Source organism: Escherichia sp. E14S1 (assembly GCF_004211995.1).
Classification (GTDB): Bacteria; Pseudomonadota; Gammaproteobacteria; order Enterobacterales; family Enterobacteriaceae; genus Escherichia.
Map to the genome: position 1 here is coordinate 213,738 of NZ_RHJQ01000003.1, position 14,129 is coordinate 227,866.

The window sequence follows — 14,129 nt, forward strand, 5'->3', positions numbered from 1 at the left end:
GCAAGCCACATTTTTGCCCTCAACGGTTTTACTCATTGCGATGTGTGTCACTGAATGATAAAACCGATAGCCACAGGAATAATGTATTACCTGTGGTCGCAATCGATTGACCGCGGGTTAATAGCAACGCAACGTGGTGAGGGGAAATGGCTCAAATCTTCAATTTTAGTTCTGGTCCGGCAATGCTGCCGGCAGAGGTGCTTAAACAGGCTCAACAGGAACTGCGCGACTGGAACGGTCTTGGTACGTCGGTGATGGAAGTGAGTCACCGTGGCAAAGAGTTCATTCAGGTTGCAGAGGAAGCCGAGAAGGATTTTCGTGATCTTCTTAATATCCCCTCCAACTACAAAGTATTGTTCTGCCACGGCGGCGGTCGCGGTCAGTTTGCTGCTGTACCGCTGAATATTCTTGGTGATAAAACCACCGCAGATTATGTTGATGCCGGTTACTGGGCGGCAAGTGCCATTAAAGAAGCGAAAAAATACTGCACGCCTAATGTCTTTGACGCCAAAGTGACTGTTGATGGTCTGCGCGCGGTTAAGCCAATGCGTGAATGGCAGCTCTCTGATAATGCTGCTTATATGCATTACTGCCCGAATGAAACCATTGATGGTATCGCCATCGACGAAACGCCAGACTTCGGCAAAGATGTGGTGGTCGCTGCCGACTTCTCTTCAACCATTCTTTCCCGTCCGATTGATGTCAGCCGTTATGGCGTAATTTACGCTGGTGCGCAGAAAAATATCGGCCCGGCTGGCCTGACAATCGTCATCGTTCGTGAAGATTTGCTGGGCAAAGCGAATATCGCTTGTCCGTCGATTCTGGATTATTCCATCCTCAACGATAACGACTCCATGTTTAACACGCCGCCAACGTTTGCCTGGTATCTGTCTGGTCTGGTCTTCAAATGGCTGAAAGCGAACGGCGGTGTGGTTGCAATGGATAAGATCAATCAGCAAAAAGCAGAACTGCTGTATGGGGTGATTGATAACAGCGATTTCTACCGCAATGATGTGGCGAAAGCTAACCGTTCGCGGATGAACGTGCCGTTCCAGTTGGCGGATAGCGCGCTTGATAAATTGTTCCTCGAAGAGTCTTTCGCTGCGGGCTTACATGCGCTGAAAGGTCACCGTGTGGTCGGCGGAATGCGTGCTTCTATTTATAACGCCATGCCGCTGGAAGGCGTTAAAGCACTGACAGACTTCATGGTTGAGTTCGAACGTCGTCACGGCTAATGCCGACATTTTGCGTAATCCCCACAGCCAGACTGTGGGGTTTTTATTTCTGTTGTAGAGAGTTGAGTTCATGGAATCCCTGACGTTGCACCCCATCGCCCGTGTCGATGGCACTATTAATCTGCCCGGTTCCAAGAGCGTTTCTAACCGCGCTTTATTGCTGGCGGCATTAGCACACGGCAAAACAGTATTAACTAATCTGCTTGATAGCGATGACGTGCGCCATATGCTGAATGCATTAACGGCGTTAGGGGTAAGTTACACGCTTTCAGCCGATCGTACGCGTTGCGAAATCATCGGTAACGGCGGTCCATTACACGCAGAAAGTGCCCTGGAGTTGTTTCTTGGAAACGCCGGAACGGCTATGCGTCCGCTGGCGGCGGCACTTTGTCTGGGAAACAATGATATTGTCCTGACTGGTGAGCCGCGTATGAAAGAACGCCCGATTGGTCATCTGGTGGATGCGTTGCGCCAGGGCGGAGCGAAAATCACTTACCTGGAACAAGATAATTATCCACCGTTGCGTTTACAGGGCGGTTTTACTGGCGGCAACGTTGACGTTGATGGCTCCGTTTCCAGCCAGTTCCTCACCGCACTGTTAATGACTGCGCCTCTTGCGCCGAAAGATACAGTTATTCGTATTAAAGGTGATCTGGTTTCTAAACCTTATATCGATATCACGCTCAACCTGATGAAAACGTTTGGTGTTGAGATTGAAAATCAGCACTATCAACAATTTGTCGTAAAAGGGGGGCAGTCTTATCAGTCTCCGGGTACTTATTTGGTCGAAGGAGATGCATCTTCAGCTTCTTACTTCCTGGCAGCAGCAGCAATCAAAGGCGGCACGGTAAAAGTGACCGGCATTGGACGCAACAGTATGCAGGGCGATATTCGATTTGCTGATGTACTGGAAAAAATGGGGGCGACCATTAGCTGGGGCGATGATTATATTGCCTGCACGTGTGGCGAACTGAACGCCATCGATATGGATATGAACCATATTCCCGATGCGGCGATGACCATTGCCACGACGGCGTTATTTGCAAAAGGCACAACCACGCTGCGCAATATTTATAACTGGCGCGTAAAAGAAACGGATCGCCTGTTCGCGATGGCAACAGAGCTACGTAAAGTCGGTGCAGAAGTTGAAGAGGGGCACGATTTCATTCGCATAACTCCACCGGAAAAACTGAACTTTGCCGAGATCGCGACATACAATGATCACCGGATAGCGATGTGTTTCTCGCTGGTGGCCTTGTCAGATACGCCAGTGACGATTCTTGACCCCAAATGTACGGCTAAAACCTTCCCGGATTACTTCGAACAACTGGCGCGGATAAGCCAACCAGCTTGAATAACGGGCGATAAATAGACAAATATTTCTTTCTAAAAGCGTCGGCACACTGCCGGCGTTTTTTTTCGGACCTTGTGAGTCATTTTGAACAGTGGTAACGTCGATTATCAATGTAATTTATTGATACATAATATTTATATATGATTAATCAACGGATGATTCACATGAAGAATACTAAATTACTGCTGGCGATTGCGACTTCTGCAGCACTACTGACAGGGTGTCAAAATACGCACGGTATTGATACCAATATGGCTATCAGCTCCGGTTTAAATGCCTATAAAGCTGCAACGTTAAGCGACGCCGATGCAAAAGCCATTGCCAATCAGGGCTGTACCGAAATGGACAGCGGCAATCAAGTTGCAAGCAAATCCAGCAAGTACGGTAAACGTCTGGCAAAAATCGCCAAAGCATTGGGTAACAACATTAACGGTACGCCGGTCAACTATAAGGTTTATATGACCAGCGACGTTAACGCATGGGCGATGGCAAACGGCTGTGTCCGTGTCTACAGTGGCCTGATGGACATGATGAACGACAACGAAATTGAAGGCGTTCTGGGTCATGAACTGGGACACGTTGCATTGGGTCACTCGCTGGCTGAAATGAAAGCCTCTTATGCGATCGTTGCCGCACGTGATGCAATTTCCGCCACCAGCGGTGTTGCTTCTCAGCTTTCTCGCTCGCAACTGGGCGATATCGCAGAAGGCGCTATCAATGCTAAGTACTCCCGCGATAAAGAGTCTGAAGCAGATGATTTCTCCTTTGATCTGCTGAAGAAACGTGGCATTAACACCCAGGGACTGGTCGGTAGCTTTGAAAAACTGGCCAGCCTGGATGGCGGTCGTACTCAGTCTATGTTTGACTCTCATCCACCATCAGCAGAGCGTGCACAGCACATCCGCGATCGTATCGCCTCCGGTAAGTAAATCATTGTCATCTTTCGGGCTGGTCTTTCGCCAGCCCGCTATAATTGCGCAATAAATCCCCATCTGAATACAGACAAAACTGGTTTTTGCACACAACGTTAACGATTTGTGGCGCCGACGCGTATAATGCGCGCGGTTATGTTAACGGTACGCCTGTTTTAAGGAGATAAAGATGACGGCAATTGCCCCGGTTATTACCATTGATGGCCCAAGCGGTGCAGGGAAAGGCACCTTGTGTAAGGCTATGGCGGAAGCGTTGCAATGGCATCTGCTGGACTCGGGTGCAATTTATCGCGTACTGGCACTGGCGGCATTACATCACCATGTTGATGTTGCGTCGGAAGATGCGCTGGTGCCGCTGGCATCCCATCTGGATGTACGTTTTGTGTCGACCAATGGCAATCTGGAAGTGATCCTCGAAGGGGAAGATGTCAGCGGCGAAATTCGTACTCAGGAAGTGGCGAATGCTGCTTCACAAGTCGCTGCATTCCCACGCGTTCGTGAAGCATTATTGCGTCGCCAACGTGCATTCCGGGAGTTACCCGGTTTGATCGCCGATGGTCGCGATATGGGGACAGTGGTATTCCCTGATGCGCCAGTAAAAATTTTCCTTGACGCCTCCTCGGAAGAACGTGCGCATCGCCGCATGCTACAGTTGCAGGAGAAGGGCTTTAGTGTTAACTTTGAGCGCCTTTTGGCCGAGATCAAAGAACGCGACGACCGCGATCGTAATCGCGCGGTAGCGCCCTTGGTTCCGGCAGCCGATGCTTTAGTTTTGGATTCCACCACCTTAAGCATTGAGCAAGTGATTGAAAAAGCGTTACACTACGCGCGCCAAAAATTGGCTCTCGCATAAGCGACCGAATTTGCAGTACCCCCGTTGCAATGGAATGACAGCGGGTATGTTAAACAACCCCATCCGGCACGGAGCCAGGTGGACGTTAAATATAAACCTGAAGATTAAACATGACTGAATCTTTTGCTCAACTCTTTGAAGAGTCCTTAAAAGAAATCGAAACCCGCCCGGGTTCTATCGTTCGTGGCGTTGTTGTTGCTATCGACAAAGATGTAGTACTGGTTGACGCTGGTCTGAAATCTGAGTCTGCCATCCCGGCTGAGCAGTTCAAAAACGCCCAGGGCGAACTGGAAATCCAGGTAGGTGACGAAGTTGACGTTGCTCTGGACGCAGTAGAAGACGGCTTCGGTGAAACTCTGCTGTCCCGTGAGAAAGCTAAACGTCACGAAGCCTGGATCACGCTGGAAAAAGCTTACGAAGATGCTGAAACTGTTACCGGTGTTATCAACGGCAAAGTTAAGGGCGGCTTCACTGTTGAGCTGAACGGTATTCGTGCGTTCCTGCCAGGTTCTCTGGTAGACGTTCGTCCGGTGCGTGACACTCTGCACCTGGAAGGCAAAGAGCTTGAATTCAAAGTAATCAAGCTGGATCAGAAGCGCAACAACGTTGTTGTTTCTCGTCGTGCCGTTATCGAATCCGAAAACAGCGCAGAGCGCGATCAGCTGCTGGAAAACCTGCAGGAAGGCATGGAAGTTAAAGGTATCGTTAAGAACCTCACTGACTACGGTGCATTCGTTGATCTGGGCGGCGTTGACGGCCTGCTGCACATCACTGACATGGCCTGGAAACGCGTTAAGCATCCGAGCGAAATCGTCAACGTGGGCGACGAAATCACTGTTAAAGTGCTGAAGTTCGACCGCGAACGTACCCGTGTATCCCTGGGCCTGAAACAGCTGGGCGAAGATCCGTGGGTAGCTATCGCTAAACGTTATCCGGAAGGTACCAAACTGACTGGTCGCGTGACCAACCTGACCGACTACGGCTGCTTCGTTGAAATCGAAGAAGGCGTTGAAGGCCTGGTACACGTTTCCGAAATGGATTGGACCAACAAAAACATCCACCCGTCCAAAGTTGTTAACGTTGGCGATGTAGTGGAAGTTATGGTTCTGGATATCGACGAAGAACGTCGTCGTATCTCCCTGGGTCTGAAACAGTGCAAAGCTAACCCGTGGCAGCAGTTCGCGGAAACCCACAACAAGGGCGACCGTGTTGAAGGTAAAATCAAGTCTATCACTGACTTTGGTATCTTCATCGGCCTGGACGGCGGCATCGACGGCCTGGTTCACCTGTCTGACATCTCCTGGAACGTTGCAGGCGAAGAAGCAGTTCGTGAATACAAAAAAGGCGACGAAATCGCTGCAGTTGTTCTGCAGGTTGACGCAGAACGTGAACGTATCTCCCTGGGCGTTAAACAGCTCGCAGAAGATCCGTTCAACAACTGGGTTGCTCTGAACAAGAAAGGCGCTATCGTAACCGGTAAAGTAACTGCAGTTGACGCTAAAGGCGCAACCGTAGAACTGGCTGACGGCGTTGAAGGTTACCTGCGTGCTTCTGAAGCATCCCGTGACCGCGTTGAAGACGCTACCCTGGTTCTGAGCGTTGGCGACGAAGTTGAAGCTAAATTCACTGGCGTTGATCGTAAAAACCGCGCAATCAGCCTGTCTGTTCGTGCGAAAGACGAAGCTGACGAGAAAGATGCAATCGCAACTGTTAACAAACAGGAAGATGCAAACTTCTCCAACAACGCAATGGCTGAAGCTTTCAAAGCAGCTAAAGGCGAGTAATTCTCTGACTCTTCGGGATTTTTATTCCGAAGTTTGCTGAGTTTACTTGACAGATTGCAGGTTTCGTCCTGTAATCAAGCACTAAGGGCGGCTACGGCCGCCCTTAATCAATGCAGCAACAGCAGCCGTTAAATTTGCCTTTAAGGAACCGGAGGAATCATGACCAAGTCAGAATTGATAGAAAGACTTGCCACCCAGCAATCGCACATTCCCGCCAAGACGGTTGAAGATGCAGTAAAAGAGATGCTGGAGCATATGGCCTCGACTCTTGCGCAGGGCGAGCGTATTGAAATCCGCGGTTTCGGCAGTTTCTCTTTGCACTACCGCGCACCGCGTACCGGACGTAATCCGAAGACTGGCGATAAAGTAGAGCTGGAAGGAAAATACGTTCCTCACTTTAAACCAGGTAAAGAACTGCGCGATCGCGCCAATATTTACGGTTAAGTTTTAGTAAAACTTGAACGCGGAAAAAGCACCTGTCGGGTGCTTTTTTCATTTCTGCAATATGGTTCTGGAAGCTGTCTCGCAGAGTTGTGTACAGTTTTCATCATCCTGCTAAATTCTTCTGAACGTGCCTCGGGCAACGCAAAACTCCCGCCAGACAACCACTCAACAAAGTTGCACACTTTCCAAAAACAGGGAGGAGTGCATGAAAATAACGACAGTTAGCCTGTGCATAATTTGCGGGATTTTTCCGCTGCTGATTTTGCCGCAGTTACCTGGGACATTAACTCTTGCGAGTCTGACTGTATTTGTCTGCGTACTGGCATTTATTCCTGTTAAAGTCGTCCGTTATTTCACGCTGACATTGCTGTTTTTTCTTTGGGGCGTGTTGGCGGCGAAGCAAATTCTGTGGGCAGGAGAAAACTTAACTGGCGCGACGCAGGATGCAGTCGTCGAGATTACCGCCACTGACGGCATGACCACGCATTACGGGAAAATTACTCATCTACAAGGGCGGCGGTTATTCCCCGCGCCAGGCATCGCGCTATATGGCGAATATTTGCCACAATCGGTATGCGCCGGGCAACGATGGTCGATGAAACTCAAAGTGCGTGCTGTTCATGGTCAACTTAATGATGGCGGCTTTGACAGTCAGCGTTATGCCATTGCCCAGCATCAGCCACTTACCGGACGTTTTCTGCAAGCAAGCGTCATTGAACCAGGTTGTAGCCTACGTGCGCAATATCTGGCATCCCTGCAAACGACGCTGCAGCCGTATTCATGGCAGACGGTGATGCTCGGCTTAGGAATGGGTGAACGGTTATCGGTATCTAAAGAAATTAAAAATATAATGCGCGATACCGGTACGGCACATTTAATGGCGATATCGGGTTTACACATCGCTTTTGCAGCATTACTGGCTGCGGGGCTAATTCGTGGCGGGCAAATTTTCCTCCCCGGGCGTTGGATTTACTGGCAGATGCCATTAATCGGTGGAGTTTGCTGCGCTGCTTTTTATGCCTGGCTTACCGGTATGCAGCCGCCTGCATTGCGTACCGTGGTGGCGCTTGCGACCTGGGGAGCGCTCAAATTGAGCGGCCGGCAATGGAGTGGTTGGGATGTGTGGATATGCTGCCTGGCAGCAATTCTGCTGATGGATCCTGTCGCTATCCTCTCGCAAAGTTTGTGGCTCTCTGCCGCAGCGGTGGCCGCGCTGATATTTTGGTATCAGTGGTTTCCCTGCCCAGTCTGGCCATTGCCGCCTGTATTGCAATCTATTGTTTCACTTATCCATCTGCAACTTGGTATAACACTCCTGCTAATGCCGGTGCAAATAGTCATGTTTCATGGCGTTAGTCTGACTTCATTTATGGCAAATTTGTTCGCTATTCCCTTAGTGACATTTATTTCGGTTCCGTTGATCCTCGCCGCGATGGTTGTGCATTTAATCGGGCCATTAATCCTGGAACAAGGTATATGGTTTCTTGCCGATCGGTCCTTAGCTTTACTTTTTTGGGGGTTAAAGAGTTTGCCTGAAGGGTGGATAAGCATTGCTGAACGTTGGCAATGGCTATCATTTTCGCCCTGGTTATTACTGGTGATATGGCGACTAAACGCATGGCAAACGTTGCCTGCGGTGTGTATGGCTGGAGGAATTATAATGTGTTGGCCACTGTGGCAAAAACCACGGTCTGATGAGTGGCAGGTTTATATGCTTGATGTCGGGCAAGGGCTGGCAATGGTGATCGCTCGAAACGGTAAAGCGGTTCTCTATGATACAGGGCTCGCCTGGCCGGAGGGGGACAGTGGGCAACAACTGATTATTCCCTGGCTCCGCTGGCATGACCTTGAACCGGTAGGCGTTATTCTTAGTCATGAACATCTTGATCATCGGGGTGGACTGGACTCGATATTACATGCCTGGCCGACGTTATGGGTAAGAAGCCCCTTAAACTGGGTGCATCATCAGCCCTGCGTGCGTGGCGAAGCGTGGCAGTGGCAAGGATTGCAGTTTAGTGTGCACTGGCCTTTGCAAGGGAGTAACGAAAAGGGAAATAACCATTCCTGTGTGATTAAGGTTGATGATGGAACACATAGCATTCTTTTGACTGGCGATATTGAAGCCCCCGCTGAACAAAAAATGCTAAGTCATTACTGGCAACAGGTTCAGGCAACTTTGATTCAGGTACCCCATCACGGCAGTAATACCTCGTCATCGGTGCCATTAATTCAGCGGGTAAATGGAAAAATGGCACTGGCATCGGCATCGCGCTATAACGCATGGCGACTGCCCTCCAGTAAAGTTAAACTTCGCTATCAACTACAAGGATATCAATGGGTTGATACCCCACATCAGGGGCAAGTAACGGTCAATTTTTCAGCGCAAGGTTGGCGGGTCAGCAGCCTAAGGGAGCAAATTTTACCTCGTTGGTATCATCAGTGGTTTGGCGTGCCAGTGGATAACGGGTAGAATATGCGGCTATTTCAACAAATGCTGGTTTTTTGAATGCATAACGACAAAGATCTCTCTACGTGGCAGACATTCCGCCGACTGTGGCCAACCATTGCGCCTTTTAAAGCGGGTCTGATCGTGGCGGGCATAGCGTTAATTCTCAACGCAGCCAGCGATACCTTCATGTTATCGCTCCTTAAGCCGCTTCTCGATGATGGCTTTGGTAAAACAGATCGCTCCGTGCTGATGTGGATGCCGCTGGTGGTTATCGGCCTGATGATTTTACGTGGTATCACCAGTTATATCTCCAGCTACTGTATCTCCTGGGTATCAGGAAAAGTGGTTATGACCATGCGCCGACGTCTGTTCGGCCACATGATGGGAATGCCAGTGTCATTTTTTGACAAACAATCAACCGGGACACTGCTTTCACGTATTACTTACGATTCTGAACAGGTTGCTTCGTCATCTTCCGGCGCGCTGATTACGGTGGTGCGTGAAGGTGCTTCCATTATCGGTCTGTTCGCCATGATGTTCTATTACAGCTGGCAGCTGTCGATCATTTTGATTGTGTTGGCGCCGATTGTCTCGATTGCGATTCGTATCGTATCGAAGCGTTTTCGCAGCATCAGTAAAAACATGCAGAACACCATGGGGCAGGTGACCACCAGTGCTGAACAGATGCTGAAAGGCCACAAAGAAGTATTGATTTTTGGCGGCCAGGAAGTAGAAACAAAGCGTTTTGATAAGGTCAGCAACAAGATGCGTTTGCAGGGGATGAAGATGGTTTCTGCTTCTTCCATCTCTGACCCGATCATTCAGCTGATCGCCTCTCTGGCGCTGGCATTTGTTCTCTACGCTGCGAGCTTCCCAAGCGTGATGGATAGCCTGACTGCTGGTACGATTACTGTCGTCTTCTCTTCGATGATTGCACTGATGCGTCCGTTGAAATCGCTGACCAACGTTAACGCCCAGTTCCAACGCGGGATGGCGGCATGTCAGACGCTGTTTACCATTCTGGATAGTGAACAGGAGAAAGACGAAGGTAAACGCGAGATTGAGCGTGCTACTGGTGACGTTGAATTCCGCAATGTCACTTTTACCTATCCGGGGCGTGAAGTCCCTGCGCTGCGTAATATCAACCTGAAGATCCCGGCAGGGAAAACAGTGGCTTTGGTAGGGCGTTCTGGGTCGGGTAAATCGACCATTGCCAGCCTGATCACCCGTTTTTATGATATCGATGAAGGCGAGATCCTGATGGATGGTCACGATCTGCGCGAGTATACCCTGGCGTCTTTACGTAACCAGGTTGCTCTGGTGTCGCAGAATGTCCATCTGTTTAATGACACGGTTGCCAACAACATTGCTTACGCCCGTACTGAACAGTACAGCCGTGAGCAGATTGAAGAAGCGGCACGTATGGCCTATGCCATGGACTTTATCAATAAGATGGATAACGGTCTTGATACGGTGATTGGTGAAAACGGCGTGTTGCTTTCTGGCGGTCAGCGCCAGCGTATTGCCATTGCCCGAGCCTTGCTGCGTGATAGCCCAATTCTGATTCTGGATGAAGCCACCTCGGCGCTGGACACCGAATCCGAACGCGCGATTCAGGCGGCGCTGGACGAGTTGCAGAAAAACCGTACCTCACTGGTGATTGCCCACCGCTTGTCTACCATTGAAAAGGCAGACGAAATTGTGGTCGTCGAGGACGGGATCATTGTGGAACGCGGTACGCATAACGATTTGCTTGAGCACCGTGGAGTCTACGCGCAACTTCATAAAATGCAGTTTGGCCAATGATCGAAAAAATCTGGTCTGGTGAATCCCCTTTGTGGCGGTTATTGCTGCCACTCTCCTGGTTGTATGGCCTGGTGAGTGGCGCTATCCGTCTTTGCTATAAACTAAAACTGAAGCGCGCCTGGCGAGCCCCCGTACCGGTTGTCGTGGTTGGTAATCTCACCGCAGGCGGCAACGGAAAAACTCCGGTGGTTGTCTGGCTGGTGGAACAACTACAAAAGCGCGGTATTCGTGTTGGCGTAGTGTCACGGGGCTATGGCGGTAAAGCTGAGTCGTATCCGCTGTTATTGTCGGCAGATACCACCACCGCACAGGCGGGCGATGAACCGGTGCTGATTTATCAGCGTACGGGTGCACCTGTTGCAGTTTCTCCTGTCCGTTCAGATGCGGTAAAAGCCATTCTGGCGCAATATCCCGATGTGCAGATTATCGTGACTGATGACGGTTTACAGCACTATCGTTTGGCGCGTGATGTGGAAATCGCCGTCATCGATGGCGTGCGTCGCTTTGGCAATGGCTGGTGGTTGCCGGCGGGGCCAATGCGCGAGCGCGCGGGGCGCTTAAAATCGGTTGATGCGGTAATCGTCAATGGCGGCGTACCGCGTCACGGTGAAATCCCGATGAACTTAATACCGGGTCAGGCAGTGAATTTACTTACCGGCGCGCGTTGTGACGTTACACAACTTAAACATGTGGTGGCGATGGCAGGTATTGGTCACCCGCCGCGATTTTTTGCCACACTAAAGATGTGCGGTATACAACCGGAAAAATGTGTGCCGCTGGCAGATCATCAATCTTTGAATCATGCGGATGTCAGCGCACTATTAAGCGCCGGGCAAACACTGGTCATGACCGAAAAAGATGCGGTGAAATGTCGGGCTTTTGCAGAAGAAAACTGGTGGTATTTGCCCGTTGACGCACAGCTTACGGGCGATGAACCAGAGAAACTGCTCGCACAACTTTCCTCGCTGGCTTCTGGCAACTAATTCAGCCGCGGCAGCGTTTAATTGACGGAGCAATGAATGACGCTGCCTTATCTCTCCCTCACCGATGCACGAAATCTTCATCTCACCGCGCAAGGGCTGTTAAACAAGCCCCGTCGTCGCGCGTCGCCGGAAGATATTCTGGCTACCATTTCTCGCATGTCCTTGTTGCAAATCGATACCATCAATATTGTTGCCCGTAGTCCATATCTGGTGCTTTTCAGTCGTCTGGGAAATTATCCTGCGCAGTGGCTGGATGAGTCTCTGGCGTGTGGCGAATTAATGGAATACTGGGCGCATGAAGCCTGCTTTATGCCGCGTAGCGATTTTCGTCTTATTCGCCACCGCATGCTGGCACCTGAAAAAATGGGCTGGAAATACAAAGATGCCTGGATGCAGGAACATGCGGCGGAAATTGCACAGTTAATTCAGCATATTCATGATAAGGGGCCGGTACGTTCAGCCGATTTTGAGCATCCTCGTAAAGGGGCGAGCGGCTGGTGGGAGTGGAAGCCGCATAAACGGCATCTGGAAGGGCTCTTTACCGCCGGAAAGGTGATGGTGATTGAACGGCACAACTTCCAGCGCGTTTATGATTTAACCCACCGTGTCATGCCTGACTGGGATGATGAGCGAGATCTCATTTCGCAAACAGAAGCAGAAATCATCATGCTGGATAACAGTGCGCGCAGCCTGGGAATATTTCGCGAACAGTGGCTGGCGGATTACTACCGGCTGAAACGTCCGGCGCTGGCGGCGTGGCGCGAAGCGAGGGCTGAACAGCAGCAAATCATTGCTGTGCATGTTGAAAAATTGGGTAATCTTTGGCTGCATGCTGATTTGCTGCCGCTACTCGAACGTGCGCTCGCCGGAAAGCTCACTGCAACGCACAGCGCGGTACTTTCGCCTTTTGATCCTGTTGTCTGGGATCGTAAACGGGCGGAGCAACTTTTTGATTTTAGCTACCGGCTGGAGTGCTACACGCCAGCGCCCAAACGCCAGTATGGTTATTTCGTTCTACCGTTATTGCATCGTGGGCAATTAGTTGGGCGAATGGATTCTAAGATGCATCGCCAGACTGGCATCTTTGAAGTGCTCTCTCTCTGGCTACAGGATGGGGTAAAACCAACAGTGACCCTTCAAAAAGGGCTGCGTCAGGCGATTACGGATTTTGCTCACTGGCAGCAGGCAACGCGAGTAACAATAGGGCGCTGCCCGCACGGTTTCTTTACCGATTACCGCACTGGCTGGGAAATAGACCCCGACGCATAAATGATTATGATAAGATTTATGCATTCATAACCCGATCCATCTGGAGGAACTATGGATCATCGTCTGCTTGAAATCATTGCCTGCCCGGTTTGCAACGGCAAACTTTGGTATAACCAGGAAAAACAAGAACTTATTTGCAAACTGGACAACCTGGCTTTTCCGCTGCGCGATGGCATTCCAGTGTTGCTGGAAACGGAAGCCCGCGTGCTGACTGCTGATGAGAGTAAATCATGAGTTTTGTGGTCATTATTCCCGCGCGCTACGCTTCCACGCGTCTGCCAGGTAAGCCGCTGGTCGATATTAACGGCAAACCTATGATTGTTCATGTACTCGAACGCGCGCGCGAATCAGGTGCCGAGCGCATCATCGTCGCAACCGATCATGAGGATGTCGCCCGCGCTGTTGAAGCTGCTGGCGGTGAAGTATGCATGACGCGTGCAGATCACCAGTCAGGTACAGAACGCCTGGCGGAGGTTGTCGAAAAATGCGCGTTCAGCGACGACACGGTGATTGTGAATGTGCAGGGTGATGAACCGATGATCCCCGCGACAATCATTCGTCAGGTTGCCGATAACCTTGCCCAGCGTCAGGTTGGAATGGCGACCTTGGCTGTGCCTATCCACAGTGCGGAAGAAGCCTTTAACCCGAATGCGGTTAAAGTTGTTCTCGACGCCGAAGGTTATGCGCTCTACTTCTCGCGCGCCACCATTCCGTGGGATCGTGACCGTTTTGCGAAAGGTCTGGAAACCGTAGGAGATAACTTCCTGCGCCATCTCGGCATTTATGGCTATCGTGCAGGTTTTATCCGCCGCTATGTTAACTGGCAGCCAAGCCCGTTAGAACATATCGAAATGTTAGAACAGCTTCGTGTGCTGTGGTATGGAGAAAAAATCCATGTTGCTGTCGCCCAGGAGGTTCCTGGCACCGGTGTAGATACTCCCGAAGATCTTGAGCGTGTTCGCGCTGAAATGGCTTAATTTTTCCCCACGACACTCCATCTCAATTTTGGGAGGAGTGTCG

At 50.5% G+C, this 14,129-nt stretch carries 12 protein-coding genes; all 12 read left to right on the plus strand.

The annotated features are described in order from the left end of the window. Nucleotides 1-146 precede the first annotated feature (146 nt). Nucleotides 147-1,235, plus strand: coding sequence for a 3-phosphoserine/phosphohydroxythreonine transaminase (serC, locus tag D9734_RS03285; protein WP_022645462.1), 1,089 nt, complete (start codon nt 147-149; stop codon nt 1,233-1,235). A 70-nt stretch (nt 1,236-1,305) separates the two neighbouring features. Continuing rightward, nucleotides 1,306-2,589: a 3-phosphoshikimate 1-carboxyvinyltransferase gene (aroA, locus tag D9734_RS03290; RefSeq protein WP_130205323.1), complete on the plus strand. Its 1,284-nt coding sequence runs from the start codon at nt 1,306-1,308 to the stop codon at nt 2,587-2,589. Between the two features lie 164 nt (nt 2,590-2,753). Continuing rightward, nucleotides 2,754-3,518, plus strand: coding sequence for a metallopeptidase YcaL (gene ycaL, locus D9734_RS03300; protein WP_130205325.1), 765 nt, complete (start codon nt 2,754-2,756; stop codon nt 3,516-3,518). A 172-nt stretch (nt 3,519-3,690) separates the two neighbouring features. Continuing rightward, nucleotides 3,691-4,374 carry a (d)CMP kinase gene (cmk, locus tag D9734_RS03305; protein ID WP_000125014.1) on the plus strand — a complete coding sequence of 228 codons (684 nt, stop codon included), beginning with the start codon at nt 3,691-3,693 and terminating at the stop codon, nt 4,372-4,374. Nucleotides 4,375-4,484: 110 nt separating this feature from the next. Then, nucleotides 4,485-6,158, plus strand: coding sequence for a 30S ribosomal protein S1 (gene rpsA, locus D9734_RS03310; RefSeq protein WP_000140327.1), 1,674 nt, complete (start codon nt 4,485-4,487; stop codon nt 6,156-6,158). A gap of 159 nt (nt 6,159-6,317) precedes the next feature. Next, a complete protein-coding gene (gene ihfB, locus D9734_RS03315; protein ID WP_000167336.1) occupies nt 6,318-6,602 on the plus strand; it encodes an integration host factor subunit beta in 285 nt (94 codons plus the stop codon). Nucleotides 6,603-6,807: 205 nt separating this feature from the next. Continuing rightward, nucleotides 6,808-9,072, plus strand: a complete 2,265-nt coding sequence (locus D9734_RS03320) for a ComEC family protein (RefSeq protein WP_130205327.1) — start codon at nt 6,808-6,810, stop codon at nt 9,070-9,072. 36 nt (nt 9,073-9,108) lie between these two features. Continuing rightward, entirely contained in the window at nt 9,109-10,857 is a 1,749-nt protein-coding gene (gene msbA / locus D9734_RS03325; protein WP_130205329.1) for a lipid A ABC transporter ATP-binding protein/permease MsbA, read from the plus strand. Beyond that, the gene (lpxK, locus tag D9734_RS03330; RefSeq protein WP_130205331.1) at nt 10,854-11,840 is read left to right on the plus strand and encodes a tetraacyldisaccharide 4'-kinase; all 987 of its coding nucleotides are present in this window, start codon (nt 10,854-10,856) and stop codon (nt 11,838-11,840) included. The genes msbA and lpxK overlap by 4 nt, the downstream gene beginning before the upstream one ends. Nucleotides 11,841-11,876: 36 nt before the next feature. After that, entirely contained in the window at nt 11,877-13,109 is a 1,233-nt protein-coding gene (gene ycaQ, locus D9734_RS03335; RefSeq protein ID WP_130205333.1) for a crosslink repair DNA glycosylase YcaQ, read from the plus strand. Between the two features lie 51 nt (nt 13,110-13,160). Next, nucleotides 13,161-13,343, plus strand: coding sequence for a protein YcaR (ycaR, locus tag D9734_RS03340; RefSeq protein WP_000350058.1), 183 nt, complete (start codon nt 13,161-13,163; stop codon nt 13,341-13,343). Beyond that, entirely contained in the window at nt 13,340-14,086 is a 747-nt protein-coding gene (gene kdsB, locus D9734_RS03345; protein WP_064528339.1) for a 3-deoxy-manno-octulosonate cytidylyltransferase, read from the plus strand. Before ycaR ends, kdsB begins: the two co-directional genes overlap by 4 nt. Nucleotides 14,087-14,129: the final 43 nt, after the last annotated feature.

Bases quoted from the DNA above. Each gene is read 5' to 3' on its own strand.
- serC (WP_022645462.1), top strand. From the start codon at position 147: ATGGCTCAAATCTTCAATTTTAGTTCTGGTCCGGCAATGCTGCCGGCA.
- aroA (WP_130205323.1), top strand. From the start codon at position 1,306: ATGGAATCCCTGACGTTGCACCCCATCGCCCGTGTCGATGGCACTATT.
- ycaL (WP_130205325.1), top strand. From the start codon at position 2,754: ATGAAGAATACTAAATTACTGCTGGCGATTGCGACTTCTGCAGCACTA.
- cmk (WP_000125014.1), top strand. From the start codon at position 3,691: ATGACGGCAATTGCCCCGGTTATTACCATTGATGGCCCAAGCGGTGCA.
- rpsA (WP_000140327.1), top strand. From the start codon at position 4,485: ATGACTGAATCTTTTGCTCAACTCTTTGAAGAGTCCTTAAAAGAAATC.
- ihfB (WP_000167336.1), top strand. From the start codon at position 6,318: ATGACCAAGTCAGAATTGATAGAAAGACTTGCCACCCAGCAATCGCAC.
- D9734_RS03320 (WP_130205327.1), top strand. From the start codon at position 6,808: ATGAAAATAACGACAGTTAGCCTGTGCATAATTTGCGGGATTTTTCCG.
- msbA (WP_130205329.1), top strand. From the start codon at position 9,109: ATGCATAACGACAAAGATCTCTCTACGTGGCAGACATTCCGCCGACTG.
- lpxK (WP_130205331.1), top strand. From the start codon at position 10,854: ATGATCGAAAAAATCTGGTCTGGTGAATCCCCTTTGTGGCGGTTATTG.
- ycaQ (WP_130205333.1), top strand. From the start codon at position 11,877: ATGACGCTGCCTTATCTCTCCCTCACCGATGCACGAAATCTTCATCTC.
- ycaR (WP_000350058.1), top strand. From the start codon at position 13,161: ATGGATCATCGTCTGCTTGAAATCATTGCCTGCCCGGTTTGCAACGGC.
- kdsB (WP_064528339.1), top strand. From the start codon at position 13,340: ATGAGTTTTGTGGTCATTATTCCCGCGCGCTACGCTTCCACGCGTCTG.